The 24,530-nt window shown below is 71.0% G+C and carries 25 protein-coding genes and 1 tRNA gene; 12 read left to right on the plus strand and 14 right to left on the minus strand.

Annotated features, from left to right (window positions below):
* Window positions 1-40: 40 nt before the first annotated feature.
* Window positions 41-892: a PAC2 family protein gene (locus RL72_RS17075; RefSeq protein WP_045252060.1), complete on the plus strand. Its 852-nt coding sequence runs from the start codon at window positions 41-43 to the stop codon at window positions 890-892.
* Between the two features lie 31 nt (window positions 893-923).
* Here RL72_RS17075 and RL72_RS17080 read toward each other — a convergent pair whose 3' ends face one another.
* Both RL72_RS17080 and RL72_RS17085 read right to left on the minus strand, forming a co-directional pair.
* On the minus strand, window positions 924-1,748 hold the full coding sequence (locus tag RL72_RS17080) for an undecaprenyl-diphosphate phosphatase (RefSeq protein ID WP_045252061.1): 825 nt from the start codon (window positions 1,746-1,748) through the stop codon (window positions 924-926).
* Window positions 1,749-1,810: 62 nt separating this feature from the next.
* A complete protein-coding gene (locus RL72_RS17085) occupies window positions 1,811-3,112 on the minus strand; it encodes a M20/M25/M40 family metallo-hydrolase (protein WP_045252062.1) in 1,302 nt (433 codons plus the stop codon).
* Window positions 3,113-3,221: 109 nt separating this feature from the next.
* On the opposite strand from RL72_RS17085, the gene RL72_RS17090 reads away from it, so the two are divergent.
* A tRNA-Leu gene (locus tag RL72_RS17090) sits at window positions 3,222-3,306 on the plus strand.
* Between the two features lie 64 nt (window positions 3,307-3,370).
* Here the strand turns inward: RL72_RS17090 and RL72_RS17095 are convergent.
* From RL72_RS17095 to RL72_RS17105, 3 genes are all read right to left on the minus strand, one after another.
* Window positions 3,371-4,534 carry a trypsin-like serine peptidase gene (locus tag RL72_RS17095; RefSeq protein ID WP_052674476.1) on the minus strand — a complete coding sequence of 388 codons (1,164 nt, stop codon included), beginning with the start codon at window positions 4,532-4,534 and terminating at the stop codon, window positions 3,371-3,373.
* A gap of 88 nt (window positions 4,535-4,622) precedes the next feature.
* Window positions 4,623-5,732, minus strand: coding sequence for a VIT1/CCC1 transporter family protein (locus RL72_RS17100; RefSeq protein WP_082072477.1), 1,110 nt, complete (start codon window positions 5,730-5,732; stop codon window positions 4,623-4,625).
* A 157-nt stretch (window positions 5,733-5,889) separates the two neighbouring features.
* Window positions 5,890-7,632: a DEAD/DEAH box helicase gene (locus RL72_RS17105; RefSeq protein ID WP_045252063.1), complete on the minus strand. Its 1,743-nt coding sequence runs from the start codon at window positions 7,630-7,632 to the stop codon at window positions 5,890-5,892.
* Between the two features lie 135 nt (window positions 7,633-7,767).
* On the opposite strand from RL72_RS17105, the gene RL72_RS17110 reads away from it, so the two are divergent.
* The gene (locus tag RL72_RS17110) at window positions 7,768-8,592 is read left to right on the plus strand and encodes an SGNH/GDSL hydrolase family protein (protein ID WP_045252064.1); all 825 of its coding nucleotides are present in this window, start codon (window positions 7,768-7,770) and stop codon (window positions 8,590-8,592) included.
* A 15-nt stretch (window positions 8,593-8,607) separates the two neighbouring features.
* On the opposite strand, the gene RL72_RS17115 is transcribed toward RL72_RS17110, so the two are convergent.
* The gene (locus RL72_RS17115) at window positions 8,608-9,429 is read right to left on the minus strand and encodes a TrmH family RNA methyltransferase (RefSeq protein WP_045252065.1); all 822 of its coding nucleotides are present in this window, start codon (window positions 9,427-9,429) and stop codon (window positions 8,608-8,610) included.
* A 100-nt stretch (window positions 9,430-9,529) separates the two neighbouring features.
* Between RL72_RS17115 and RL72_RS17120 the strand changes: the two genes are divergently transcribed.
* The 3 genes from RL72_RS17120 to RL72_RS17130 all read left to right on the plus strand — a co-directional run bounded on the left by RL72_RS17120 (window position 9,530) and on the right by RL72_RS17130 (window position 12,341).
* Window positions 9,530-10,354: a Sir2 family NAD-dependent protein deacetylase gene (locus tag RL72_RS17120; protein WP_045252172.1), complete on the plus strand. Its 825-nt coding sequence runs from the start codon at window positions 9,530-9,532 to the stop codon at window positions 10,352-10,354.
* Complete coding sequence (locus RL72_RS17125; RefSeq protein ID WP_045252066.1) at window positions 10,351-10,935, plus strand: histidine phosphatase family protein; 585 nt, start codon at window positions 10,351-10,353, stop codon at window positions 10,933-10,935. The genes RL72_RS17120 and RL72_RS17125 overlap by 4 nt, the downstream gene beginning before the upstream one ends.
* A gap of 92 nt (window positions 10,936-11,027) precedes the next feature.
* The gene (locus RL72_RS17130; protein ID WP_045252067.1) at window positions 11,028-12,341 is read left to right on the plus strand and encodes an MFS transporter; all 1,314 of its coding nucleotides are present in this window, start codon (window positions 11,028-11,030) and stop codon (window positions 12,339-12,341) included.
* A 14-nt stretch (window positions 12,342-12,355) separates the two neighbouring features.
* Here the strand turns inward: RL72_RS17130 and RL72_RS17135 are convergent, their stop codons facing one another.
* Genes RL72_RS17135 through RL72_RS17145 form a run of 3 tightly spaced genes read right to left on the minus strand, consistent with a single transcriptional unit; the run spans window position 12,356 to window position 15,859 of the window.
* Window positions 12,356-13,741 carry a dihydrolipoamide acetyltransferase family protein gene (locus tag RL72_RS17135; protein WP_045252068.1) on the minus strand — a complete coding sequence of 462 codons (1,386 nt, stop codon included), beginning with the start codon at window positions 13,739-13,741 and terminating at the stop codon, window positions 12,356-12,358.
* The gene (locus RL72_RS17140; protein WP_211256078.1) at window positions 13,738-14,748 is read right to left on the minus strand and encodes an alpha-ketoacid dehydrogenase subunit beta; all 1,011 of its coding nucleotides are present in this window, start codon (window positions 14,746-14,748) and stop codon (window positions 13,738-13,740) included. The genes RL72_RS17135 and RL72_RS17140 overlap by 4 nt, the downstream gene beginning before the upstream one ends.
* Before the next feature lies 1 nt (window position 14,749).
* Window positions 14,750-15,859: a thiamine pyrophosphate-dependent enzyme gene (locus RL72_RS17145; protein ID WP_045252069.1), complete on the minus strand. Its 1,110-nt coding sequence runs from the start codon at window positions 15,857-15,859 to the stop codon at window positions 14,750-14,752.
* Between the two features lie 159 nt (window positions 15,860-16,018).
* Between RL72_RS17145 and RL72_RS17150 the strand changes: the two genes are divergently transcribed.
* Window positions 16,019-16,504 (plus strand): Lrp/AsnC family transcriptional regulator, encoded by a 486-nt coding sequence (locus RL72_RS17150; RefSeq protein WP_045252070.1) that lies wholly within the window; start codon window positions 16,019-16,021, stop codon window positions 16,502-16,504.
* Here RL72_RS17150 and RL72_RS17155 read toward each other — a convergent pair.
* Window positions 16,464-17,390: an alpha/beta fold hydrolase gene (locus tag RL72_RS17155; RefSeq protein WP_045252071.1), complete on the minus strand. Its 927-nt coding sequence runs from the start codon at window positions 17,388-17,390 to the stop codon at window positions 16,464-16,466. The two genes, RL72_RS17150 and RL72_RS17155, sit on opposite strands and share 41 nt — an antisense overlap.
* A gap of 115 nt (window positions 17,391-17,505) precedes the next feature.
* On the opposite strand from RL72_RS17155, the gene RL72_RS17160 reads away from it, so the two are divergent.
* Window positions 17,506-18,252: an exonuclease domain-containing protein gene (locus RL72_RS17160; RefSeq protein ID WP_045252174.1), complete on the plus strand. Its 747-nt coding sequence runs from the start codon at window positions 17,506-17,508 to the stop codon at window positions 18,250-18,252.
* A 41-nt stretch (window positions 18,253-18,293) separates the two neighbouring features.
* Complete coding sequence (locus RL72_RS17165; protein ID WP_045252072.1) at window positions 18,294-18,587, plus strand: hypothetical protein; 294 nt, start codon at window positions 18,294-18,296, stop codon at window positions 18,585-18,587.
* 72 nt (window positions 18,588-18,659) lie between these two features.
* On the opposite strand, the gene RL72_RS17170 is transcribed toward RL72_RS17165, so the two are convergent.
* The 3 genes from RL72_RS17170 to glgA all read right to left on the minus strand — a co-directional run bounded on the left by RL72_RS17170 (window position 18,660) and on the right by glgA (window position 21,034).
* Window positions 18,660-18,917 (minus strand): type B 50S ribosomal protein L31, encoded by a 258-nt coding sequence (locus RL72_RS17170; RefSeq protein ID WP_045252073.1) that lies wholly within the window; start codon window positions 18,915-18,917, stop codon window positions 18,660-18,662.
* A 130-nt stretch (window positions 18,918-19,047) separates the two neighbouring features.
* Window positions 19,048-19,833, minus strand: a complete 786-nt coding sequence (locus tag RL72_RS17175) for an ABC transporter ATP-binding protein (RefSeq protein WP_045252074.1) — start codon at window positions 19,831-19,833, stop codon at window positions 19,048-19,050.
* 16 nt (window positions 19,834-19,849) lie between these two features.
* Window positions 19,850-21,034, minus strand: a complete 1,185-nt coding sequence (glgA, locus tag RL72_RS17180) for a glycogen synthase (protein ID WP_045252175.1) — start codon at window positions 21,032-21,034, stop codon at window positions 19,850-19,852.
* 46 nt (window positions 21,035-21,080) lie between these two features.
* Here glgA and RL72_RS17185 point away from each other — a divergent pair, with 46 nt between their 5' ends.
* The 3 genes from RL72_RS17185 (at window position 21,081) to RL72_RS17195 (ending at window position 23,776) form a co-directional block, all read left to right on the plus strand.
* The gene (locus tag RL72_RS17185; RefSeq protein ID WP_045252075.1) at window positions 21,081-22,325 is read left to right on the plus strand and encodes a glucose-1-phosphate adenylyltransferase; all 1,245 of its coding nucleotides are present in this window, start codon (window positions 21,081-21,083) and stop codon (window positions 22,323-22,325) included.
* Between the two features lie 62 nt (window positions 22,326-22,387).
* Window positions 22,388-23,023 (plus strand): phosphoserine phosphatase SerB, encoded by a 636-nt coding sequence (gene serB / locus RL72_RS17190; RefSeq protein WP_045252076.1) that lies wholly within the window; start codon window positions 22,388-22,390, stop codon window positions 23,021-23,023.
* Between the two features lie 60 nt (window positions 23,024-23,083).
* Window positions 23,084-23,776, plus strand: coding sequence for an alpha/beta fold hydrolase (locus RL72_RS17195; RefSeq protein WP_045252077.1), 693 nt, complete (start codon window positions 23,084-23,086; stop codon window positions 23,774-23,776).
* Window positions 23,777-23,799: 23 nt separating this feature from the next.
* Here RL72_RS17195 and RL72_RS17200 read toward each other — a convergent pair whose 3' ends face one another.
* A complete protein-coding gene (locus tag RL72_RS17200) occupies window positions 23,800-24,510 on the minus strand; it encodes a beta-ketoacyl-ACP reductase (protein WP_045252078.1) in 711 nt (236 codons plus the stop codon).
* Window positions 24,511-24,530: the final 20 nt, after the last annotated feature.

Below are 24,530 nucleotides of genomic sequence, written 5' to 3' on the forward strand. Positions count from 1 at the left end.
GACGGAACACGCGGCGCAGGTCGCCGCAGGAAGGAACACCGTGCAGGTACTCGGATCCCGGATCCTCGTCGCCGCCTTCGACGGCTGGAACGACGCTGGCGAGGCCGCGTCGGCCGCCGCAGAGCAGATCGACGACGGCGGATACGACCTCGTGCACGCGGTGGACCCCGAGCTGTACTTCGACTACCAGTGGGCGCGGCCGACGCTGGAGCGCGACCAGGAGGGCAACCGCAGCCTGCGCTGGCCCGCCGCACGCATGCAGCGGCCGAAGGGCGTCGCCGACGACGCCGAGCCCCGGCTTTGGCTGCTCACCGGCACCGAGCCGGCGCGCGCCTGGCAGGCGTTCAGCGCCGAGTTCATCGACTCGGCCCTGAGCGAGGACATCACGGGCTTCGTCACGCTCGGAGCCATGCTCTCGGACGTGCCGCACACGCGGCCGATCTCGATCTTCGCCTCGAGCGAGAACGCCGAGGTGCGCGACGCGCTCGGGATCGAGCGATCCAGCTACGAGGGCCCGATCGGCATCCTCTCCGCGCTCGACCACGCCGCGGAGCAGGCCGGCATCCCCGCACTGTCGCTGTGGGCGAACGTGCCGCACTACGTCCAGACCGGCGGCGCGTCGCCCAAGGCGACGCTGGCGCTGCTGGACCGCCTGCACGAGGTCACGGGCGTCGACGTGCCCCGGGGCACCCTCGCCACCGAGGCGGCCATGTGGGAGGCCACGATCGACGCCGCCGCGGCCGAGGATGAGGAGATGGCCGTCTACATCGCGCAGCTCGAGGCCAAGCGCGACACCTGGGACTCGCCGGACGCGTCGGGCGAGGCCATCGCGCAGGCGTTCGAGCGGTTCTTCCGGCGCAACGGCGAAGGCCCCGGCGACCACAAGCGCTGATTCGCCGCCGTGCGCTCGGCCGTAGCTCCCGTCAGGGCTTGATCACGCCCATCGCGAGCAGCACGATCAGCACGACGCCGAGCAGGATCCGGTAGATCACGAACGGCAGGAAGCTGCGCTGCGAGATCCAGCGCATGAAGAACGCGATGACACCCAGGCCCACGACGAAAGCGATGCCGGTCGCCGCGAGCGTCTCGCCCGCCGAGAACACGCTCGGCTCGCCGATGCTCTTGACCGCCTGATAGACGCCGGAACCGATGACCGCGGGGATCGCGAGCAGGAAGGCGTAGCGGGCCGCGGCCTCGCGCTCATAGCCGAGCAGGAGCCCCGCCGTGATCGTGCCCCCGGAGCGGGAGACGCCGGGGATGAGCGCCAGCGACTGCGCGAGACCGTAGACGACGCCGTGCCCGAGGGTCAGATCCTTGAGCGTGCGCTTGCGCGCACCGATCGCGTCGGCGACGCCGAGGAGCACGCCGAACACGATCAGCATGATCGCGACGAGCCACAGCGAGCGGAACACCGTCTCGATCTGGTCCTTGAACACGAGTCCCAGCACGACGATCGGGATGCTGCCGATGATGATCAGCCAGCCCATCCGCGCATCGGGGTCGTTCCTCGGGATCCGTCCGATCAGCGCCGACCACCAGCGGCTGACGATGCGGACGATGTCGCGCCAGAAGAACACCACGACGGCGGCCTCCGTGCCGATCTGCGTGATCGCGGTGAACGCCGCCCCCGGATCCTGTGCGCTCGGCAGGAACGCGCCGACGATGCGCAGATGCGCGCTCGAGGAGATCGGCAGGAACTCGGTGAGTCCCTGGACGATCCCGAGGAAGATGGCTTCGAGAAGGTGCATGGCTGGCTTTCGCGTGGGGCGCGGGCTCGCGCGGTCAGTCGTGGTGGGCGGGCGGCGCGGTCTCAGTACGTGCGCAGGAGATCGGTCAGCACGCGCTGCCCGAAGACGAGGGAGTCGATCGGAACGCGCTCGTCGACCCCGTGGAACATGCCGGTGAAGTCGAGGTCGGCGGGCAGCCGGAGCGGGGCGAAGCCGTAGCCCGTGATGCCCAGGAACGCGAGCGCCTTGTTGTCGGTGCCCGCGCCGAGCAGATACGGGATCACCGGCACGCCCGGATCGTGACGCCCCAGGGCCGCCACCATCGCGTCGACGAGGTCGCCGGCGAAGGGCGTCTCCATGCCGATGTCCTGCACGACCATCTCCAGCTCGACGTCGTCCCCCACGAGCTCGCGGAGCTGCGCCAGCACCTCGTCCTCCATGCCGGGGATGACCCGCACGTCGATGAGGGCCTCGGCACGCTCCGGGATCACGTTGTGCTTGTAGCCGGCTTGCAGCACGGTCGGGTTCGTCGTGGTGCGCAGCGTGGAGCGGAGGAACGCCTCCGCGGGGCCCGCCGCGGCGGCGAGGGCGTCCGGATCCTCGACGGGCAGCCCGGTGAGCGCGCTCATGCGCTGCAGGAACTCACGGGTCGTGTCGGTCAGCCGGATCGGCCACTGCGTGCGCCCGATCGCGGCGACGGCCTCGGCGAGCTTCGTCACGGCGTTGTCGGGGTGGAAGCGACTGCCGTGCCCGGCACGTCCCGTCGCGATCAGGCGGATCCACAGCAGGGCCTTCTCCCCCACCTGCAGAAGGTACGCGCGCTGGTCGCCCACGGGGATCGAGTAACCCCCGACCTCGCTGATCGCCTCGGTGGCGCCCGCGAACCATTCCGGCCGGTTCTGGACGACGAGGGCGGAGCCCTCGACGCCGCCGTTCTCCTCGTCGGCGAAGAACACCAGGATGAGGTCGCGCTCCGGCTGCTCGCCGGCGCGAAGGATCTCGGCCACGGACGTGAGGATCATCGCATCCATGTTCTTCATGTCCACGGCTCCCCGTCCCCAGAGCATGCCGTCCTGCACGACGCCGGCGAACGGATCCACGCTCCAGTCGCCCGCCATCGCCGGCACCACGTCGAGATGTCCATGCACGACGAGCGCCGGCTTGTCGCGATCGCGACCGGGCACGCGCGCCATCACGTTGGTGCGGCGCGGGATCGGCTCGTAGTACTCGGGCTCGAGCCCAAGCGACTCCAGGTACGCACCGACGTACTCGGCGGCCTCGCGTTCGCCCTTCGCGTCCCCACCGCCGAAGTTGGAGGTGTCGAAGCGGATGAGGTCGGCGGCGATCCGCGCGACCTCGGGAAGTTCGGCATCCGGCTGGGGCATGCGACAAGGCTATCGAACCCGCACGACGCGCCCGACGTGCGGTGCGGTTAGAGGCGACCTCCGGAACGTGATAGTGTCATTCCTCGGTTGGGAACAGCCGAAAACACCAGCGCGGGTGGCGGAATAGGTAGACGCGCTAGCTTGAGGTGCTAGTGCCCGCATAGGGCGTGGGGGTTCAAGTCCCCCCTCGCGCACGGTAGGTCGAAGGCCCCGGATCACACAGGATCCGGGGCCTTCGTCGTGCATCGGCCGCCGTGCTCAGAGCGGCCAGTTGCTCCGACCCCAAGCCATCATCCCGGTGAATCCGGAACCGCCCGCGACGACGTTGACCTTCTCGGTGTCGCCCCACTCCCACGGCCACGGCCCGGGCGCCCACTCGGTCTCCTGGCCGCTGACAACCCCGACGAGCCGCGGGTCGCCGTCGAACCAGCCGAAGTACGGTCCGCCGGAATTGCCCGGCGTCATGTCCGCGCGGGTCTCCAGCTCGCTGCCGCCGTGGGAGTCCGAGTCGATGTCGAACACCGAGCTGCCGAACTGACGCGAGGGACGCTGTCCACCGGCGACGGCTCCCGGGTACCCGAGCAGGGTCCACCGGTTCTGGTTCTGCCACGAGGACGAGAAGCCGTTGTACCCGAAGTAGCCCAGCCAGCTGCCCAGCGGCTGGTAAAGGCGCAGCACGGCCCAGTCGTAGCCGGTGACGTCGCCGTGCACGTCATAGCCGCGAGCGTCCGAGACGTACGACTCGAACCCGCTCCCGTGCAGTGAGGATCCGTCGAAGTACGCGGGCACGAACCGCATCCACCAGCCCTTCTTGCCCCACGGCACCATGTGACCCGCTGTCGCGACGAGACGGTCGCCGATGAGGGCTCCCGTGCCGACCTTGCCGTCGCTGTTGAACACCTTGCCGACCAGGCCCCACGGCCACGTCGCATCCCGGTACACGGCGCGGTCGTCGGGCCCGAAGACCCACAGCGGCTGCGTCGTGCCGCCGTCGAACCGGTGCAGCACACTCGGCCCGTCCGCGGCGATGGCGGGCCGCGGGTAGTACGACGCGGTCACCCAGCCCGGGCGATGGGAGTGAGGCCCGACCCTCGGGTCGATTCCGCGGAGCACCTCGTCCGGCGGGATCCGCTCCGCCGTCCGGCCGATCCGGTGCACGTCGGTCGCCTCGTAGGCGATCTCCCAGCCGTCGTCGTCCCGCTCGACCGACACCTTCGGCCTGGTGCGGGCGGAACCCGGCAGCCAGATCCTCCGTCGCGTGACGGCGTCGCGCGCCTGCGCCGGCATCGCCGACGCGTCTCCGATCAGCGGCGGTCGTTCGACGATCCTCTGCAGTTCGTCCGGCGCCTCCCTGCTTCCTCGGAACTCGAGCGGATCCGGGCTCGCTCCTGCACCGTCCGGACCCTTGCCCCGTGTCGCCATGTCCTTCTCCTCTCCGATCTGCCACCCCCGTCTCTCAGGAGCGGTCGGAGGCGTCGGAGATACACGACACGCCGAAGAGTGTTCGGGATCAGCCCGCGCTGACCCCGAACAGCAGCCCGAGCACGTACGTGATCGCAGCCGCCCCGAAGCCGATCGCCAGCTGACGCAGTCCGCGACGCAGCGGCGGTCCGCCCGAGAGCACTCCGACCGTGGCTCCGGTGGACAGCAGCGCGACGCCGACGAGCACGAGCGCCACCACGACGGCAGGAGTGCCCTGCATGCCGAAGATCCAGGGCAGCACCGGCACGATGGCGCCCGATGCGAACAGGAGGAAGCTCGAGATCGCCGCGGGCCAGGCGTTGCCGATGATCTCGTGCTCGTCGCCGTCCTCGACGGGCACGCGCAGCGGCCCGGTCGCCCGCTGCGCCAGCCCGGCCTTCGCAGCGCTCACCACGCGGCGGGCGCGCTCGAGCGACTCGTCGGCGTCCATGCCGCGGGCGCGGTAGACCAGGGCGAGCTCGTTCTCGTCGAGATCCAGGTCGCTCGCGGTCGCGTCGCCGTGTCCGTTCTCCTCCGTCGCCTCGAGGAGCTCGCGCTGAGAACGCACCGACACGAACTCGCCGGCGCCCATCGAGAGCGCCCCGGCGAGGAGTCCCGCGAAGCCGCTGAAGAGCACGAATCCGCTGCTCGCGCCGGTGGCGCCGATGCCCAGCACGAGGGCGAGATTGCTCACGAGACCGTCGTTCGCGCCGAAGACGGCGGCGCGGAACGACCCGGACAGCTGCCGCCGTCCCCGCGCGGCGAGGCCGCGGACGACCTCGAAGTGCACCTTCTCGTCGGCCCGCATGGCCGGGGTCGCGTACACCTCGGAGTCGTATGGCGAGCGTGCCTCGGCGCTCTGCGCGAGCGCCAGCACGAAGATGGATCCGAAGCGTCCCGCCATCCACCCCAGGATCCGGGTGCGCAAGCCGGGACGCGGCAGCCGGGCCGGCTCGCCGCCGAGCAGCTCGAGCCAGTGCGCCTCGTGACGGCCTTCCGCGGCGGCGAGCTCGAGCAGGATCTGTCGCTCCTCGCCCTCGCGCCGGCCGGCGAGCTGCTGGTAGACGTGGGCCTCTGCGCGTTCGTCGACGAGATAGCGGGCCCAGCGACGGCGGTCGGCCGCGGTGGGTTCTGCGGGCACGGGAGCGGGGGTGTTCATCGACGTCCTTCGGGATCGGGGCCGTTCCACGCTATCCATCGGTCCGGCCGCGACCCGCACGGAGACGGGGATTGACAGCATTTCGGGGATCCGAACCGGCATCCCCCAGGCGCGTCCGACGACGGAACCGAGCGTGCGAGGGAGCGGGCCAGGCGGCTCAGGAGCGGACGCGCCGCCTGAGCAGGTCGATCCGCGACTGCAGCTGCGTGACGGTGGCCTGAGCGACCGCAGGACCGCCGCAGAGTCGTCGCAGTTCGGCGTGCACGGCGCCGTGCGGCTCCCCCGTCTGGCGCGCATACACGCCGACGAGGCTGTTGAGGAGCTGGCGCTGCTCGCGGAGCGTGCGATGCAACGGCTCGGGCAGCGTGGTGGTGGCGGCGGGCGTCTGCGCCTCGCGCGCCTCCCGCAGCCGAGACTGCCGGGACTGGCGCTGCATCAGCAGCTCGTGCACGTGCTCGGGCTCGAGCAGCCCGGGGATCCCGATGAACTCCTCCTCCTCGGGCGTGCCGGGTTCGGCGAGCTGTCCGAACTCCTTGCCGTCGAAGACGACGCGGTCGAAGTGGGCGAGCGAGGAGATCGCCTGGTAGCTGAACTCCTGGGTCAGCGCATCCGAGGCCTCCTCTTCGCGGTTCGCGCTCTCCAGGAGCGAGTCGTCGAGTCCGTCGTCGTCCTTCGACTGCCGGTCGAGGGCGTGGTCGCGCTGCTTCTCCAGCTCGTTGGCGAGCTTCATGAGCACCGGCACGTTCGGCAGGAACACGCTCGCAGCCTCGCCCCGACGGCGCGCGCGCACGAAACGCCCGATCGCCTGCGCGAAGAACAGCGGCGTGGACGACGAGGTGGCGTAGACGCCGACGGCGAGCCGCGGCACGTCGACGCCTTCGGACACCATGCGCACCGCGACCATCCAACGGTCGTCGGACGCGCTGAACTTCTCGATGCGCTCCGAGGCGGTGGCGTCGTCCGAGAGCACGACCGTGGGCCGCTGCCCCGTCAGCGAGTGCAGGATCTTGGCGTAGGCGCGCGCCACCGTCTGATCGGTCGCGAGCACGAGCCCGCCGGCGTCGGGCACGTGGTGACGGATCTCGGTGAGGCGGCGATCGGCGGCCGACAGCACCGCGGGCATCCACTCCCCCTCCGGATCCAGCGCCGTGCGCCAGGCCTGCGACGTCACGTCCTTGGTGTTGTCCTGGCCGAGGTGGGCCTCGAGCTCGTCGCCTGCGCTGGTGCGCCAGCGCATCTTGCCCGCGTACATGTGGAACAGCACCGGGCGGACGACCCCGTCCTGGAGCGCGCGACCGTAACCGTATGCGTAGTCGGTACTCGAGATGCGCGCACCGGACTCGTCGGGCAGATACTCCACGAACGGGATCGGCGCGGTGTCGCTGCGGAACGGCGTTCCGCTGAGGAGCAGGCGTCGCTTCGCCGGTCCGTAGGCGTCGCGGATCGCGTCGCCCCAGCTCAGCGCGTCGCCGCCGTGGTGCACCTCGTCGAGGATCACCAGCGTGCGCGCATCCTCGGTGAGGTGCTTGTGCACCGACGACTTCGCCGCCACCTGCGCGTAGGTCACCACGACGCCGTGATACTGCCGGGACGGCGCGCAATGGCTGTTGCGGAAGCGCGGGTCGAGGCGGATGTGCACGCGTGCCGCCGCATCGGCCCACTGGGTCTTGAGGTGCTCGGTCGGCGCGACCACGATCACGCGGTCGACCTCGTTCGTGCGCAGCAGCTCGACCGCGAGCGTGAGCGCGAAGGTCGTCTTGCCGGCGCCGGGCGTCGCGGCGACCAGGAAGTCGCGGCGATCCGGGATCCGGAAGTATTCCTCGAGCGCCTCGCGCTGCCATGCCCTCAGCCGATCGGCGGTTCCCCAGGGTGCGCGCTGGGGGAAGGACGGGGAGAGCATGGGATTCCACGATAGACGAGCCCGCCGACATCCCTGACCACCCGCCGCCGGGCCGCCCGCTCGGCCGTTCGTCGTCCGGCGCGAGTAGTCTCGGATCCGGCGCCGTGCCGACCGCGCGGCACGCAGAGGAGGATCATGTCCGGTCACGAACCGCGCACCCCGTACGTCCCCAACGACACGCCGCATCCCTGGCACCGCTACGTCGCCCTGGGCGACTCGTTCACCGAGGGCATCGGCGATCCGGAGCCGAGCGCCCCGGGCGGGCACCGAGGCTGGGCCGACCGCGTCGCGGAGGTGCTGAGCGCGCAGAGCGAGGATTTCGCGTACGCGAATCTGGCCGTGCGCGGCAAGCTCATCGCACAGATCGCCGACGAGCAGGTGGCGCCGGCGATCGCGCTGAACCCCGACCTGATCACCCTGTGCGCCGGCGGCAACGACGTGATCCGCCCCGGCACCGACCCGGATGCGATCGCCGTCCAGCTGGACGACATGGTGACCCGCCTGGACCGCACCGGCGCGGCGATCGTGCTGATCACCGGCATCGACACGAACTTCACGCCGGTGTTCCGCCCGTTCCGCGGCAAGGTCGCGATCTACAACGAGAACGTGCGCGCCGTCGCAGAGCGGCACGACTGCATCGTCGCCGACCAGTGGGGACTGAAGACGATCCAGGATCCGCGGTTCTTCGCCGACGACCGGCTGCACATGAACCCGCTCGGACACCAGGAGGTGGCGCGTCTCGTGCTGCGTGCGCTGAACGTGCCGAACGATCTGCAGGCCATGGAGGCGGAGCCGTTCCCGGAGCGCACCTGGCGCGAGGCTCGCAGCGAGGACCTGGTGTGGGCCCGCACGCACCTCGTGCCCTGGGTGCTGAGGCGCCTGCGCCACCAGTCTTCGGGAGACGACGTCGAGGCGAAGCGCCCGGAGCCCAGCCCGGTGCTGCTGCGGCGGGAGGACTGAGGCGCGCGACGGGCGTCAGCGACCGGAGGGCGCGCGGACGTGCTGCAGCGCCCAGAGCGCCACGGCGGCCGTGGACGCGACGTTGAGCGAGTCCACGCCGCCCGCCATCGGGATCGTCACGATCGCCTCGGCCGCGCCGAGGGCCTCGGCACTGAGTCCGGGCCCCTCGGATCCGAAGGCCAGCGCGACGCGGTCGGGTCGTGCGGCGGCGTAGGCCTCGAGCGGCGTCGCGTCCTCGCGCAGCGCGAGCGCAGCGAGCTGGATCCCCTCGCGTCGCAGGAGCGGGGCGAGCTCCCGCCAATCCCCGAAGCGCGTCCAGGGCACCTGGAACACCGTACCCGTGCTGACCTTGACGCTGCGGCGGTAGAGCGGATCCGCGCAGCGGTCGGAGACGAGCACGGCATCCGCGCCGAGCGCCGCGGCGGCGCGGAACGCGGAGCCGACGTTCTGGTGCTCGACGAGGTCTTCGAGCACCAGAACGGTGCGTGCAGAGGACAGCAGCGACGCGAGCTCAGGCAGCGCCGGGCGGTGCATCGCGGCCAGGGCACCGCGATGCACGGGGAACCCCGCCACGGCCTCGACCACGGCGTCCGCACAGACGTACACGGTCACCGGCTCGTCGCCGACGACGCCGCGGATACCGTCCAGCCAGCGCTCCTGGGTCAGCACGGACCGGGGGCGGTGTCCCGCCCGCACCGCGCGCTCGATGACCTTGAGCGACTCCGCGATGTACAGCCCGCCCTCGGCGTCGCGACGGTTGCGCAGCGCCGTGTCGGTCAGGTCGCGGTAGTCGTCGAGTCGGGGGTCGGCGGGGTCGTCGATGCGGATCTCGTGCACGCCTCCACTCTCCCAGGTCGCCCCGGGGTGCCGCGCTCCGGGGCGGGACGCCGGCCCGCGCAGCGCCCGTAGACTCGGTCGGGGAGGTTCCGTGAACAGCATGTCGTCGTTGCGCGCACAGCTCGAGCCCGTCGCCGAACTGCTCGCGGACCGTCGCATCGCCTTCCTCACCGGCGCGGGGCTCTCCACCGACTCCGGCATCCCGGCCTACCGCGGTGCAGGCTCCTCCCCGCGGCGGGCGCCCATGACCGTCCAGACGTTCCTCGGATCCGCGCAGGCGCAGCGGCGGTACTGGCTGGGCGGTCATCTCGGCTGGCGGTCCTTCGGCGCCGCGGAGGCGAATGCCGGCCATCGCGCGATCGCCGGACTCGAGAAGGCCGGGCGATCCGCCGGCGTGATCACCCAGAACGTCGATGGCCTGCACCTCGCTGCAGGCTCCGAGCGCGTGGTCGAGCTGCACGGCACGATGCGCACGGTGCTGTGCCTGCGGTGCGGGCAGACCTTCGCGCGCGACGCCGTGGCCGCGCAGATCGAACGGCGCAACCCCTGGCTGGACGTGCCGGACGAGGTGCTCCTCGGGCCCGACGGCGATGTGCGGCCGGAGAGCACCGACGGATTCGTCCTGCCGATCTGCACCGTCTGCGGGGGTCCGCTCAAGCCCGACGTGGTGTTCTTCGGGGAGTTCATCCCGACGGAGCGCTTCGCCACGGCGGAGGCGCTGCTGCGCTCCGGCGACGCCCTGATCGTCGCCGGATCGTCCCTCGTGGTGAACTCCGGCATCCGGATCATCGAGCGCGCCCGGCGTCGCGGCCTTCCCATCGTCATCGTCAATCTCGAGCCCACACGGGCCGACGCCTGGGCGTCCGCGACCATCGCGGCGTCCACCAGCGTCGTCCTCCCCGCCCTCCAGGAGCTGCTCACGTGACCCTCATCACCCTCATCCGCCACGGCCAGACCGACTGGAATCTGGAGGGAAGGATCCAGGGATCCACCGATATCCCCCTCAACGACACCGGACGTGCGCAGGCGCGCGCCGCCGCAGCGCGGCTCGCCGGCACGAGGTTCGACCACGTGTACACCAGCCCCTTGATGCGGGCACGCGAGACCGCGGAGATCATCGCCGGCGAGCTCGGACTGCCGGCGCCCCTGATCACGGTCGGGATGCGCGAGCACGAGTTCGGCGCCGCCGAGGGACTGCTCTGGGACGCCTATCGGGAGCGCTTCGGTGCGGACCGGGACGCGATCCCCGGGGCGGAGACCGTGCCGCAGCTCACCGAGCGGGCGCTCTCCTCGCTGGAGCGGATCGACCGCGCCGCCCGCCGTCGCTCCGCGCCACGCACCGAGTCGGTGCTGGTGGCGACGCACGGCGGGGTGATCCGCGCCCTCCTCGAGCACGCCTCGGGCGGCACGCTGCCCGCGCCCGGCGAGCGCCTCGGCAACGGCTCGGTGCACCGCTTCGCGATGGACGGCGGCGGCATCCGGCTGCTCGACGCGGTCGCCGTCTGACCCGCGCCGGGCGCGCCGGCGGCCGGCCGCTCACGCCGGGTTCCGCCCGCGTCCGGGCGTAGGATCGAAGGGCCGCCGACCCGAGGAGAGCCGTGAATCCCGCCCCTGCACCGACCTGGCGGATCTGGCTCATCTGGATCGTGGGCGTCGCGGCCTACGTGCTCTCCATCACGAACCGCACGTCGCTGTCCGCTGTGGGCGTGGACGCCGCGCACCTCTTCCACGCCGACGCGTCGACACTCTCGCTCTTCGCGGTGCTGCAGCTCGCGGTCTACGGCCTCATGCAGATCCCCGTCGGGCTGCTGCTGGATCGCTTCGGATCCCGGCCGATCATGGTCGCAGGCATGCTGCTGATGTCGGTGGGCCAGCTGGTCATGGCGCTCGCGCCGAACGTCGGGGTCGCGATCGTGGCGCGCATGATCCTCGGCGCCGGCGACGCCGCGATCTTCCCGGGTGTGCTGCGACTGGTGGCCATCTGGTTCCCGGCGCAGCGCGGTCCGCTCATGGCGCAGCTGACGGGCATCGTCGGGCAGCTGGGACAGCTCGTCGCCCTGATCCCGCTCCCGCTGCTCCTGCATTCCACCACCTGGTCGGTGGCCTTCGGCAGCCTCGCCGGACTCGGCGTGCTGTTCACGGTGCTCGTGTTCGCACTGATCCGCAACCGGCCGCCGGAGCTCACGCAGGACGTGTCGGTGAACACCGACACGGGCGCGATCCGGGTCGTCACCTCGCAGGCCGACCTGCGGGTCTCACTCCGCGAAGCGCTCGCCCATCCCGGCACGCGCCTCGGATTCTGGACGCACTTCACGACGCCGTTCGCCGGCACCGCGTTCATGATGCTCTGGGGTATCCCGTTCCTCACCAGCGGCGAGGGCCTCTCGATCGGGGCCGCCTCGCTGGTGACGACGGTCTACGTGCTGTTCGGGATCCTGTTCGGTCCGGTGCTGGGAACGCTCTCGGCCCGCCATCCGACCAGCCGCTCCCTCATGCTCGTCCTGCCCACGATCGCGGTCCAGGTCATCGCCTGGCTCGCCGTGGTGCTCTGGCCGGGCCCGGCGCCGCTCTGGCTGCTGATCGTCCTCGCGGTCGCGCTCGCGTCGGGAGGACCGGCCTCCATGGTCGCCTTCGACCACGCGCGCACGCACAACCCGCAGCACCGGCTCAGCACCGCGACCGGCGTCGTCAACGGCGGCGGGTTCCTCGCCGCACTCATCGCGATCTTCCTCATCGGGCTCGCGCTGGATCTGCAGGGCGCCGGAACGCCGTCGACGTACTCGCTCGACGCGTTCCGCTGGGCGTTCCTCACCCAGCTGCCGCTGTGGATCCTCGGCACGACGCTCATCGTGCGGGAGCGGCGTCTGACCCGGCGCGTGCTGGGTCTGGACCGCCGCTCCCGCGACGACTGAGCAGAGCGGAGCGCTCAGGCGAGCAGCATCGCGCGACCCGGCTCCTGCAGCACGTCGGCCACCGCCTTGAGGAACTGCGCTCCCTCCGCGCCGTCCACGATCCGGTGATCGAACGACAGGCTCAGCGTCATCACGTCGCGCAGCGCGATCTCGCCCCTGTGCTCCCACGGCATCCTGCGCACCGCGCCGAGGGCGAGGATGCCGGTCTGTCCGGGAGGCAGGATCGGGGTGCCTGCATCGATGCCGAACACGCCGATGTTCGTGAGCGAGAACGTCCCGCCCAGGAGATCGGCGGGAGGCGTCTTGCCGCTGCGCGCCGTGCGGGTCAGCTCCGCGACCGCGGCGGCGAGCTCGCCCAGCGTCAGGCGCTCGGCGTCGCGGATGACCGGCACGATCAGCCCGCGATCCGTGGCGGCGGCGATGCCGAGATCGACGAAGTGCTGCTGCACGATCTCCCCCGCCTCGCCGTCCCAGCGGGCGTTCAGACCCGGGAAATGCGCGAGCGCGAGGCACACGGCCTTCGCGACGACCGTGAGCACCCCGATGCGCGGCGAGTCCGGCGCGGCGGTGGCGCGCAGCGAGGCGATGAGCTCGCTCGTCGCCGTGACGTCGACCGTGTGGAACGTCGTCACGTGCGGCGCGGTGAAGGCGCTCTGCACCATGGCCTCGGCCGTGTGCTTGCGGACGCCTCGGATCGGGATGCGCGTTGTCGCGCGCTCCCCCGCCTCGGTGCGCCGGCGCACCGGCTCGGACGTCTGCACTGCCGTGGCCGGTCCGGGCGCGGCGGCGGTGCCCGCCGCCCGCTGGGTGAGACGCTCCCGATACGCGTCCACATCGCTCCGCGTGATCACCCGGTCGCCCAGTTCGGCGGCGACCAGGGCGAGGTCGACCCCGAGGCCTTTCGCATAGGCGCGCACGGGCGGGGTCGACCTCGGCCGCTCGCCGCGCACCGGCGGCGACGGCTGCACGTCGATCGCATCGTGCGGGGCCGCGACGCGCACGTCGGCGTCCGCCGCGACCACGGTCGTCGTGCCGGCGGCGGCTCGGCGGGCCCTGCGCCGGGGCCGTCCCGAGGACGGCGCGGCCCCGTAGCCGACGAGGTTCGGCCCCGACCCCTCTTCGACGGCGGTGGCGGACGGCACGGGCGTCGTGGGCTCGGCACCCTCGATCTCGAAGCCGACAAGGGGTGCGCCCACGGCGACGACGTCGCCGGCCGCCGCGTGCAGCGAGGCGATCACGCCTGCGTGCGGCGAGGGCAGCTCGACGATCGCCTTGGCGGTCTCGACCTCGGCGAGGGTCTGGTTCAACGTGACGGTGTCGCCCTCGGCGACCAGCCACTGCACGATCTCCGCCTCGGTGAGGCCTTCGCCGAGGTCCGGGAGAAGGAACTCCTGCTTCATCGCTCGGCTCCCTCCAGCAGCTGCTCGTCGTCGCAGACGCGGTCCACCGCGTCCAGGATCCTGTCGAGATCGGGTAGGTGGAACTTCTCCAGCTTCGCCGGCGGATACGGGATGTCGTGGCCGGTCACGCGCAGCGGCGCCGCCTCCAGCCAGGTGAAGCACTTCTCGGTGATGCTCGCGATGACCTCCGCAGCCACGCCGGCCTCGCGGGCGGCCTCGTGCGCGACCACCACTCTGCCGGTGCGGCGCACCGAGGCGCACACGGTGCCGTAGTCGACCGGTGACAGCGAGCGCAGGTCGATGACCTCCAGCGAACGCCCCTCGGACTCGGCCGCCTCGGCGGCGTCGAGCGCGGTGCGCACCATCGCGCCGTAGGTCACGATCGTGACGTCGGTCCCTTCGCGCACGACACGCGCCAGGCCCATGGGCGCGGCATCGGCGAGCGGCGTCTCCAGATCGACCTCGCCCTTGGCGTGGTAGAGCCGCTTGGGCTCGAAGAAGATCACGGGGTCGTCGCTCGCGATCGCCTGCCGAAGGCAGGTGTAGGCGTCCTGCGGATCCGACACGGCCACGACGCGCAGGCCCGCGGTGTGCACGAAGTACGCCTCGGGCGATTCCGAGTGGTGCTCGGCGGCCCCGATGCCCCCTCCCCACGGGATCCGGATCGTGATCGGCATCGGCACGGTGCCCTGGGTGCGGTAGTGGAGCTTCGCCACCTGCGAGACGATCTGATCGAACGCGGGGTAGACGAAACCGTCGAACTGGATCTCGACGACGGGCCGGTAACCGCGCATCGCGAGCCCGACGGCGGTGCCGACGATGCCCGACTCCGCCAGCGGCGTGTCGATGACCCGCTCCGGACCGAACTCGTCGAGGAGACCATCGGTGATGCGGAACACCCCTCCGAGCTTTCCGATGTCCTCACCCAGCAGGACGACCTTGGGATCGTCGGCCAGCGACTGCTTCAGCGCGGCGCCGAGCGCCTTGCCCATCGTCATCTGCACCATGTCACGCCTCCGCGAGGGTCGCGAGATAGCGCTCGAAGTCGGCGCGCTCCTCCGCGAGACCGGTGTGCGGCTCGGCGTAGACACCGTCGAACACCGCGAGCGGCTCGCGCGTCGTCATATTCAGGCACGCGCTGCGCATCTGCATCGCCGCCTCGTCCGCCTCCGCCGCGAAACCCGCCGCGATCTCGTCGGTGAGCACGCCCTCCGCACGCAGCAGCGTCTCGAGGCGCGCCAGCGGATCCTTGCCCCGCCAGTACTCCAGCTCCGCAGGGTCACGGTAGCGGGTCGGGTCGTCGGCGGTGGTGTGCGGACCCATCCGATAGGTGACGAGCTCGAGGAACGCCGGGGATCCGCTGCGCGCCTGATCGAGCGCCCATCGCGTCGCCGCGAACACCGCCAGCACGTCGTTCCCGTCGACGCGCATGCTCGGGATGCCGAATCCCGGCGCGCGACCCGCGATCGGGTGCTGCGACTGCACGGCGACGGGCTCGGAGATCGCCCAGTGGTTGTTCTGGCAGATCAAGACGACCGGGGCACGGTACGACGAGGCGAAGACCATCGCCTCGTTGACATCGCCCTGGCTCGTGGCTCCGTCGCCGAAGTAGGTGACCGCGACCTGGTCGGAGCCGTCGTGGAGGATCCCGAGCGCGTAACCGACCGCGTGCAGCGTCTGCGCGCCGATGATGATCTGCAGCGGGGCCATGTGCATCACGGCAGGGTCGTAGGCAGCGCCCTCCTCGCCGCGCCACATGCGCACGTAGTCGCCGGGCTGGGCGCCGCGCGCGAGCATCACGCCCGTCTCGCGGTAGCTGGGGAAGATGACGTCGTCGGTGCGGAGGGCACGCGCCGAGCCGATCTGCGCGGCCTCCTGGCCCTGGCACGGCGCCCACAGGCCGAGCTGTCCCTGACGCTGCAGCGCGACGCCCTCGCTGTCGAGCCGGCGCAGCACGACCATGTCCCGGAGCAATGAGAGAAGCTTCTCGGAGGTGACGTCGGCGGCGAACGGCGCGAGGCGCGCATCCGCGACGCGATGTCCTCGGGAGTCGACGAGCCCGGCGGGCTCCTCGAGCCCGATGCCGGTGACCGTGATCGGATCAAGGTGGGTAGACATCTTCGTCCTCCTCAGTGGATCCGCCCTCGTGAGGCGGACCCGGTGCGTCTTCGCTTTGGGTTGAGCGTACGTCCGCTTCACACGACGCTCAAGCATTTGCGCGTCACCTGAGCATGTTGCCAAGTACGGCCCTCATGCGGGCTGCTAGCCTTTGGCAACATGGCAACCCTCGACCGCACCGATCTCGACATCCTCGAGATGCTCTCCGCCGACCCGCGCACCACCGTGGTGGCGATGGCCGAGAAGCTGCGTCTGTCCCGGAACACGATCCAGGCGCGGATGGCGCGCCTGGAGCAGACCGGGGTGTTCCTCCCCTACGAGCGCGCCTTCTCCCCCGCAGTGCTCGGGTATCCGCTGCAGGCGTTCATCAGCATCGGCGTGCGTCAGACCGAGCTGCCCCGGATCATCGCCGAGCTGGCACGCGTGCCCGAGGTCGTCCAGGCGCACGGCCTCAGCGGATCCATCGACCTGCTCGCGCTAGTGGCGTGCCGCGATGCACGGCACCTGTTCGACACCGATGCCCGCATCCTGTCGATCGACGGCGTCGAGCGGACCGAGACGTCGCTCGCGATGGGCGAGGTCATCCCGTTCCGCGTCGGGGGCCTCATGGGGCTGGCACGGCGAGAGGCCGGAGGAACCGCCTGATCGCCCCGGCCGCCTCGGCCGGAGTCTCGTAATGGATCAGGTGCCCGACGTGCGCGATCTCGACGAGCTCCGCGTCCGGGAACAGCGTCGCCAGGTGACGCTCCGCCTCGATCGGGGTGATGTCGTCGCGCTGCGCGGCGATGAGAAGCGTCGGGACCGCGATTCGCGGCGCGAACTCGCGGACGTCGTGCGACACGCTGGTGCGGAACGCCTGGCTGAGCACGTCGCGGTCGGAGAACCGTGAGAAGTAGGTGTCGTGCTGGTCGTGCACGAAGCGGCGCAGCTCCGGATCGGCGGTCTTCGCCATCGCGATGCTCATGACCCGCACGATGACCCGATTGCGCAGCAGCTCGGTCCCGAGCGCTTCGGGCAGCCGTGCCCCCAGGGCGTAGTACAGGATCGCCAGCCGGGTGAGCACCGCTTTCGGCCCCTCGAGCGCCGGCGCGCCGATGGGGTTGACGAGGATCAGCCGCGGAGTGGCCAGGCCGGTCGCGACGGCTGCGGAGGCGACGATCGAGCCGAACGAGTGCCCCAGCACGACCGCCCCCGGCGCCACCGCCGCAGCGAACTCCGAGAGCCACTCGGCATAGGCCTCGATGTCGTGCACGCGGCCCGGCAGGGGCGCCGTCTCGCCGAATCCGGGCAGATCCGGCATGATCACGCGGATCCCCGCCGTCGACCCCGTCCCTTCGGCACCGGGCAGATGCGCGACCACGGGCTCGAGCCCGTGGTGCTCGCCCCGGAAGCCGTGCACGGCCAGGACGGTGAGCTCGGCATCCTCGGGCCCGTAGATCCAGTACGCGGTGCGTCCGCCGAGGACCTCGGCCTCGCGGCGCTGCACCGGGATCCGGTCCAGACGGGCGGCGTACGGCGAGGGAACGGGCATGCTCCGAGTCTACGGGGACCGCCTCGGCCGGCCTCGCGCCGCGGCGGATGCCGCGCTGCAGCCACCCGCCGCGCGCCGCCACCGGGATGTCCGCGGCCCGCCCTACGGTGGCGTCATGACCTCGCCTCCGCCGCTGCCGCCCTGGCTGACACGCGTCGGAGTCTTCGACCTCGAGACGACCGGGATCGACGTGACCCGCGACCGGATCGTCACCGCGCACGTGGGCGTCCTCGACCACCACGGAGCCGAGATCGCGGCGCGAACCTGGCTCGCCGACCCCGGGATCCCGATCCCCGCCGGTGCCACCGCGATCCACGGCATCACCTCCGAGCGGGCGTACCGCGACGGCGCCCCCGCCCCGCAGGTGATCGCCGGCGTCGTGGCCGCCCTTCGCTCGCTGCTCGACCAGGGTGTTCCGGTCGTCGCCTACAACGCCGCCTTCGACTTCTCCCTGCTCGCGCACGAAGCGCGGCGCCACCGCATCGCGCCCCTGGAGAACCCGTCGCCGGTGATCGATCCGCTCGTGATCGACAAGGCCTACGACCGCTACCGGCCCGGCAAGCGCACTCTGGAGATCGTCGCCGCGCATTACCGGGTCGATCTCGTGGGCGCTCACGACGCCTCCGCCGACGCCGTCGCCGCGGGGCGCGTCGCGCAGGCCCTCGCCCAGCGCTTCCCCCTGCCGCCGAGCGCCGCCGAGCTGCACACCCGCCAGATCGGCTGGGCACGCGCTCAGGCGGCGAGCCTCACCGACTACTTCGTGCGGATCGGGCGGATCGAGCCCACGGAGCGCCTCGACGGACGCTGGCCGGTGCGCGACGGGGACCCTGCCCGTCAGGGAGCCTCCGCCGGATCCCTCTGACGGCGGATCCGGATCCGGCCGCACCGGCGTATCGTGCCGCTATGGACGTCTCGCCGAACACCGTGATCGGCTGGATCTCGGTCGCCGTCCCCGTGACGGCCGCGCTGTACGTCGTCGTCTACGCCGTGTGGACGCTGATCCGTCGTCGTCCACTCGAGCAGCGCTACCCCGTGCGCGGCGGGGGGATCGGCGGCGCCTTCGACAGCGTGTTCGCACCGTCGTCGCTCGAGGCCGAATCCGAGCGAGATCGCCAGACGCGTCGCACGGCCCCCTCGCCGGCGCCGGGAGAGCCGCCCTGGAACATCGACGGCGACCGGATCCGCATCGATCTCTGACATTCCGGGACGCGCTGGCCGTCGCCCGGATATGACGAAGGCCCCGCCGGAGCGGGGCCTTCGAGGAAGCGATTACTTGCTGGAACCGCCGAAGTTCTTGAAGCGCTGGTTGAACTTCTCGACGCGGCCGGCCGAGTCCATGATGCGCTGCTTGCCCGTGTAGAACGGGTGCGAGGCCGAGGAGATCTCGACGTCGATGACGGGGTACTCCACGCCGTCGAGCTCGATCGTCTTGTCGCTCGTGACCGTCGAACGGGTCAGGAACGTGTCTCCGGAGCCGAGGTCGCGGAACACGACGGCGCGGTACTCGGGGTGGATGTCAGTCTTCATGGGATTCCTTACGTGGTGCCCTGGATTGTGCCAGGGGCGAGGGAAGTCTGTAGTGCGGAATGCACCAAGGATCGATTCTAGCACTGCCCACGGCGCGCGCCGATCCCGGCGGTCCGCTGCCGTGGCGGGGTCAGGATGCGGCGCGGGCCGCGTACCGCCCGTCGGCCCGGTCGAGCGCGATCGGCATCCCGAACGCCTCGCTCAGCGCCTCGGCGGTGAGAGTCTGCTCGACGGGTCCCGCCGCGACGATCGCACCCTCGCGCAGCAGCAGCACGTGCGTGAAGCCGACGGGGATCTCCTCGACGTGATGCGTGACCATGACCATCGCGGGCGTGGTCGGCGACTGCGCGAAACCGCTGAGCAGGCCCAGCAGCTCCTCGCGGGCGCCGAGGTCGAGGCTCGCGCTGGGCTCGTCGAGCAGCAGCAGCTCGGGATCCGTCATCACTGCACGCGCGATCTGCACGCGCTTCTGCTCGCCGTCGCTGAGCGTGCCGAAGTGACGCTCGGCGAGGTGCTCCAGGTGCCACTGCTCCAGCACGCGCATCGCGCGGCGCTCATCGAGCGACTCGTACGACTCGTTCCAGCGCCCGATCACGGAGTACGCGGCCGTCATGACCGTGTTCAGCACGGTCTCGTCGGCGGGGATCCGGCGCGCCATCGCCGAGGAGGCGAAACCGATGCGCGGACGGATCTCGAACACATCGGCACGACCGAGGGTCTCCCCCAGCACGTCGACGCGGCCCTGGGTGGGGTGCATCAGAGTGTCGGCGAGCTGCAGCAGCGTCGTCTTGCCGGCGCCGTTCGGTCCGAGCACGACCCAGCGCTGATCGTCCTCGACGGTCCAGGACAGATGATCGACGATGTTGCGGCCGTCGCGGCGCACCACGACATCCGAGAATTCGAGGACGGCAGACATGCCCTCAGCCTATCGGTCAGGCCGTGAGCTCCTCGTAGAGCGCCCTGGTCGTGTCGGCGATCGCCGCCCAGCTGAAGTCGGCCGCCGCACGCTCACGACCCGCCTCGCCGTAGGCCTTCGCGCGCGCCGGATCGGAGACGACCTCGGTGAGCACCGCCGCCAGATCCGCGACGAAGCGCTCGGGGTCGACGGGGGTCCCCGTGCCGTCCTGGACCTGCTCGATCGGCACCAGACGACCGGTCACCCCATCGACCACGACCTCCGGGATCCCGCCGGTCGCCGTGCCGACCACGGCGGCACCGCACGCCATCGCCTCGAGGTTCACGATCCCGAGCGGCTCGTAGACCGACGGGCAGACGAACGTGGTCGCCGCCGTCAGGATCGCCGAGAGCTCGTGGCGCGGGAGGAACTCCTCGATCCACACCACGCCCGTGCGCGACGCCGTGAGCTCCGCGACCAGGCCGCGCACCTCGTCCATGATCTCCGGGGTGTCCGGCGCGCCGGCGCAGAGCACGAGCTGCACGTCGGCGGGGAGCTTCTCGGCCGCACGGAGGAAGTACGGCAGGCCCTTCTGCCGCGTGATCCGACCGACGAAGACCACCGACGGGCGCGCCGGATCGATCCCGTGCTTCGCGAGCACCGCCGGGTCGTCGACGGGATGCCAGGCGTCGACGTCGATGCCGTTGTAGATCACGCGCACCTTCGCCGGGTCGACCTGCGGATAGGCGCGCAGGATGTCGTTGCGCATCCCCCCGCTGACCGCGATGATCGCCGCGGCGTTCTCGTAGGCGAGCCGCTCGATCCCGCTCGACACGGCGTAGCCGCCGCCGAGCTGCTCCGCCTTCCACGGCCGCAGGGGCTCGAGGCTGTGCGCCGTCAGCACGTGCGGGATGCCGTGCAGCTGCGCGGCGATGTGCCCGGCGAAGTTCGCGTACCAGGTGTGGCTGTGCACCACATCGGCCCCGGCGATGTCCGGCACCATGTCGAGATCCGTGCCCAGGGTCTGCAGCGCCGGGTTCGCCGTGGCGAGTTCGACAGGTGTCCGATAAGCCGTCACGCCCTGTTCATCCCGGTCGGCGCCGAACGCGCGCACCTGCACATCGAGGCCGGAACGCAGGGCTTTCACGAGTTCCGCGACGTGCACGCCGGCCCCTCCGTAGATCTCCGGCGGGTACTCCTTGGTGATGATGTCGACGCGCATGTCCTGAAGGTAGTACATCGCGTCGGCGGGGCTCTATGGTGGACGCATGTCGGCACCAAAGAAGGTTTTCGGGATCATCCTCGCCGGCGGCGAGGGAAAGCGGTTGATGCCTCTGACGGCGGACCGGGCGAAGCCCGCGGTGCCGTTCGGCGGGCAGTACCGATTGATCGATTTCGCGATCTCGAACCTGATCAACTCAGGCCTGAGACAGATCGTGGTGCTCACGCAGTACAAGTCCCACAGTCTCGACCGGCACATCTCGCAGACCTGGCGGATGTCTGCGCTGCTCGATTCCTACGTCACCTCGGTCCCCGCGCAGCAGCGCCTCGGAAAGCGCTGGTTCTCCGGCTCCGCCGACGCGATCCTGCAGAGCATGAACCTGATCCTCGACGAGAAACCGGACATCGTGGTCGTCATCGGCGCCGACCACGTCTACCGGATGGACTTCCGTCAGATGATCGACGCGCACATCGCGTCCGGAGCGCGCGCCACGGTCGCGGGCATCCGCCAGCCGCTCGCCCTCGCGTCGCAGTTCGGGGTCATCGACATCGCGGACGGCGACTCGGGACGCATCAGCCAGTTCCTGGAGAAGCCGTCCGACCCCACAGGTCTGCCGGACTCCCCGCACGAGGTGCTCGCATCGATGGGCAACTACGTCTTCGACGCCGACGCGCTCATCGAAGCCGTCGAGGCCGACGGGGAGCTCGCGGGGTCGAATCACGACATGGGCGGCGACATCGTGCCCTACTTCGTGAACCGGGGCGAGGCCGGCTTCTACGACATGAAGCAGAACGAGGTCCCCGGGTCCTCGCCGCGCGATCGCTCGTACTGGCGCGACGTCGGCACGATCGAGTCCTTCTTCGACGCCCACATGGACCTGATCTCGACGCTGCCGATCTTCAACCTCTACAACATGGAGTGGCCGATCCACTCGCAGGCGGTGAACTCGCCGCCCGCGAAGTTCGTGCGGGACTCCGTCGGCCGGATCGGCAACGCGATCGACTCGATCGTCTCGCTCGGATCGGTGCTCTCCGGCACGCATCTCGAACGCAGCGTGGTGGGTCCGTGGACGCTCGCGGCCGGGGGCTCGACGATCACCGATTCCGTGCTGTTCGACGGTGTGCGCGTCGGGCAGGGGGCACGCGTGCACCGCGCGATCCTGGACAAGAACGTCGTGCTGCTGGACGGGGCGACCGTCGGCGTCGATCGCGAGCGAGATCTCGACCGCGGATTCACCATCACCGAGACCGGCCTCACGGTGGTCGGAAAGGGCGTGCGGATCGAGCGCTGACCGCGGCGCCCGCACGCGACACAGAGCCGGGACGGCATCGTCGTGACGGCTACGCTCGTCGGGTGACCTCTGCGCGCTTCCTCGTCGTCCTCGATGCCGATTCCACGCTCATCCGCGACGAGGTGATCGAACTGCTCGCCGACGAGGCAGGACGGCGCGCGGAGGTGCAGGCGGCGACCGAGGCCGCCATGCGCGGGGAGGTCGATTTCGCGACGAGTCTGCGATCCCGCGTCGCGGCCCTCGCAGGCGTCCCCATCGAGGCCTTCGCGCGGGTGCGCGACCGCATCGAGCCGACGCCCGGCGTGCGGACGCTGATCGACGAGGTGCACGCGCGGGGCGGCGTCGTCGGTGTGGTCTCCGGCGGGTTCCACGAGATCCTCGACCACGTGGCTCCGGCGCTCGGCGTCGACCGGTGGCGCGCCAACCGCCTGGCGGTGCAGGACGGCGCGCTGACCGGCCGGGTCGACGGCGAGATCATCGACGCGGCGGCGAAGGCGGCGACCCTCCAGGAGTGGGCCGCGCAGCTCGGCGTCGCCCCGCACGCGACGATCGCGATCGGCGACGGAGCGAACGATCTGCAGATGATGGCGGCCGCCGGCCTCGGACTCGCCTTCAACGCCAAGCCCGCGGTGCGTGCCGCCGCCTCCCTCGTGATCGAGCGCGTCGATCTCGCCGAGGTCGTTCCGCTGCTTCCCTGACCCCACAAGAACTCAGGGCGACGCTGGCGCGATGTCGGAGACGCCCCGTAGCGTCGGGGCATGGACATCATCCTCGTTCCCGGCCTGTGGCTCGACGCCGCCTCATGGGCGCCCGTGATCGAACCCCTGCGCGCGGCCGGCCACAACCCCCGCCCGCTCACCCTGCCCGGGGTCGGCGAGCCCGCTTCCGGATCCGGAGACGTCCGCCTGACCGACTGGATCGACACCGTGGTGACCGCGATCGACGAGGCGGCGCACGAGGTGGTGCTGGTGGGTCATTCGGGCGGCGGCAACGTCATCTGGGGCGCCGTCGACGCCCGCCCGGATCGCGTGCGCCGGGCCGTGTTCGTCGATACGGTCCCGCCACCGCCCGGCAGCGGGATCAGCGAGTTCCCGGTCGTGGACGGCGTGATCCCCTTCCCGGGCTGGGACTTCTTCGACGCCGAGGACGTGGCGGACCTCGACGAGGCGACCAGGGCGTCGGTCGGGCGCGAGGCCAGAAGCGTGCCGAAGCACGTGCCGACCGATCCCCTCCCCCTCACCGACGAGCGCCGGTTCGACGTGCCCGTCACGCTGCTGATGGGCTCCCTGGAGCAGGAGCAGCTGGAGTCGTTCCTCGCGCAGTGGGACTCCTACGGCGAGGAGTACCGCAGCGTCCGCGATGCGGAGGTCGTGCGGATCGGATCCGGCCACTGGCCGCAGTTCTCCGCACCCGGGCGCCTCGCAGAGCTGCTGATCTCGTCGGTGCGCTGAGGCGGCCCGACGAGATCGCGGGATCAGTGCCCCATGCCGAGGCCGCCGTCGACGGGGATCACCGCACCGGAGATGTAGGCGGCGTCATCGGACGCGAGCCAGGTGACGACGCCCGCGACCTCGTCGGCGGAGGCGAAACGTCCGGCCGGGATGCTCGCCTTGTACTGCTTCTGGGTGTCCTCGGGGAGCTCCGCCGTCATATCGGTCTCGATGAACCCCGGAGCGACGACGTTCGCGGTGATGCCGCGGGCACCCAGCTCACGGGTGAGCGAGCGGGCGAAGCCCACGAGGGCGCTCTTGGACGCCGCGTAGTTGATCTGCCCCGCCGACCCGTACAGGCCGACGACGCTGGAGATGAGGATCACCCGGCCGAAGCGCGCCTTGAGCATCCCCTTGGAGGCGCGCTTGACCACTCGGAACGACCCGCCGAGATTGGTGGAGACCACGCTGTCGAAGTCGTCCTCGGACATCCGCAGCAGCAGCGTGTCCTTGGTGATGCCCGCGTTCGCGACCACGATCTCGACCGGTCCGAGCTTCTGCTCGACCTCGGTGAAGGCCGCGTCCACCGCGGCCCCGTCGGTGACATCGGCCCGGACGGTCAGCGTGCCCTCGGGGCCCTCGCCGCTGCGGGCGGTGACGGCGACCCGGTAGCCTTCGCGCACGAAGCGCTCGGCGATGGCGCGGCCGATGCCGCGGTTTCCGCCGGTGACCAGGACGACGCGATCAGTGCTCATGCAGGGCTCCCAAGAATCGA

Source organism: Microbacterium azadirachtae, from assembly GCF_000956545.1.
Classification (GTDB): domain Bacteria; phylum Actinomycetota; class Actinomycetes; order Actinomycetales; family Microbacteriaceae; genus Microbacterium; species Microbacterium azadirachtae.

Coding starts and splice junctions, on each gene's coding strand:
- RL72_RS17140 (WP_211256078.1), bottom strand. CDS start 14,748: ATGGTGCAGATGACGATGGGCAAGGCGCTCGGCGCCGCGCTGAAGCAG.
- RL72_RS17155 (WP_045252071.1), bottom strand. CDS start 17,390: ATGCCCGTTCCCTCGCCGTACGCCGCCCGTCTGGACCGGATCCCGGTG.
- RL72_RS17185 (WP_045252075.1), top strand. CDS start 21,081: ATGTCGGCACCAAAGAAGGTTTTCGGGATCATCCTCGCCGGCGGCGAG.
- RL72_RS17145 (WP_045252069.1), bottom strand. CDS start 15,859: ATGTCTACCCACCTTGATCCGATCACGGTCACCGGCATCGGGCTCGAG.
- RL72_RS17100 (WP_082072477.1), bottom strand. CDS start 5,732: ATGAACACCCCCGCTCCCGTGCCCGCAGAACCCACCGCGGCCGACCGC.
- RL72_RS17200 (WP_045252078.1), bottom strand. CDS start 24,510: ATGAGCACTGATCGCGTCGTCCTGGTCACCGGCGGAAACCGCGGCATC.
- glgA (WP_045252175.1), bottom strand. CDS start 21,034: ATGCGCGTCGACATCATCACCAAGGAGTACCCGCCGGAGATCTACGGA.
- RL72_RS17080 (WP_045252061.1), bottom strand. CDS start 1,748: ATGCACCTTCTCGAAGCCATCTTCCTCGGGATCGTCCAGGGACTCACC.
- RL72_RS17085 (WP_045252062.1), bottom strand. CDS start 3,112: ATGCCCCAGCCGGATGCCGAACTTCCCGAGGTCGCGCGGATCGCCGCC.
- RL72_RS17170 (WP_045252073.1), bottom strand. CDS start 18,917: ATGAAGACTGACATCCACCCCGAGTACCGCGCCGTCGTGTTCCGCGAC.
- RL72_RS17150 (WP_045252070.1), top strand. CDS start 16,019: ATGGCAACCCTCGACCGCACCGATCTCGACATCCTCGAGATGCTCTCC.
- RL72_RS17105 (WP_045252063.1), bottom strand. CDS start 7,632: ATGCTCTCCCCGTCCTTCCCCCAGCGCGCACCCTGGGGAACCGCCGAT.
- RL72_RS17160 (WP_045252174.1), top strand. CDS start 17,506: ATGACCTCGCCTCCGCCGCTGCCGCCCTGGCTGACACGCGTCGGAGTC.
- RL72_RS17175 (WP_045252074.1), bottom strand. CDS start 19,833: ATGTCTGCCGTCCTCGAATTCTCGGATGTCGTGGTGCGCCGCGACGGC.
- RL72_RS17135 (WP_045252068.1), bottom strand. CDS start 13,741: ATGAAGCAGGAGTTCCTTCTCCCGGACCTCGGCGAAGGCCTCACCGAG.
- RL72_RS17195 (WP_045252077.1), top strand. CDS start 23,084: ATGGACATCATCCTCGTTCCCGGCCTGTGGCTCGACGCCGCCTCATGG.
- RL72_RS17110 (WP_045252064.1), top strand. CDS start 7,768: ATGTCCGGTCACGAACCGCGCACCCCGTACGTCCCCAACGACACGCCG.
- RL72_RS17095 (WP_052674476.1), bottom strand. CDS start 4,534: ATGGCGACACGGGGCAAGGGTCCGGACGGTGCAGGAGCGAGCCCGGAT.
- RL72_RS17120 (WP_045252172.1), top strand. CDS start 9,530: ATGTCGTCGTTGCGCGCACAGCTCGAGCCCGTCGCCGAACTGCTCGCG.
- RL72_RS17165 (WP_045252072.1), top strand. CDS start 18,294: ATGGACGTCTCGCCGAACACCGTGATCGGCTGGATCTCGGTCGCCGTC.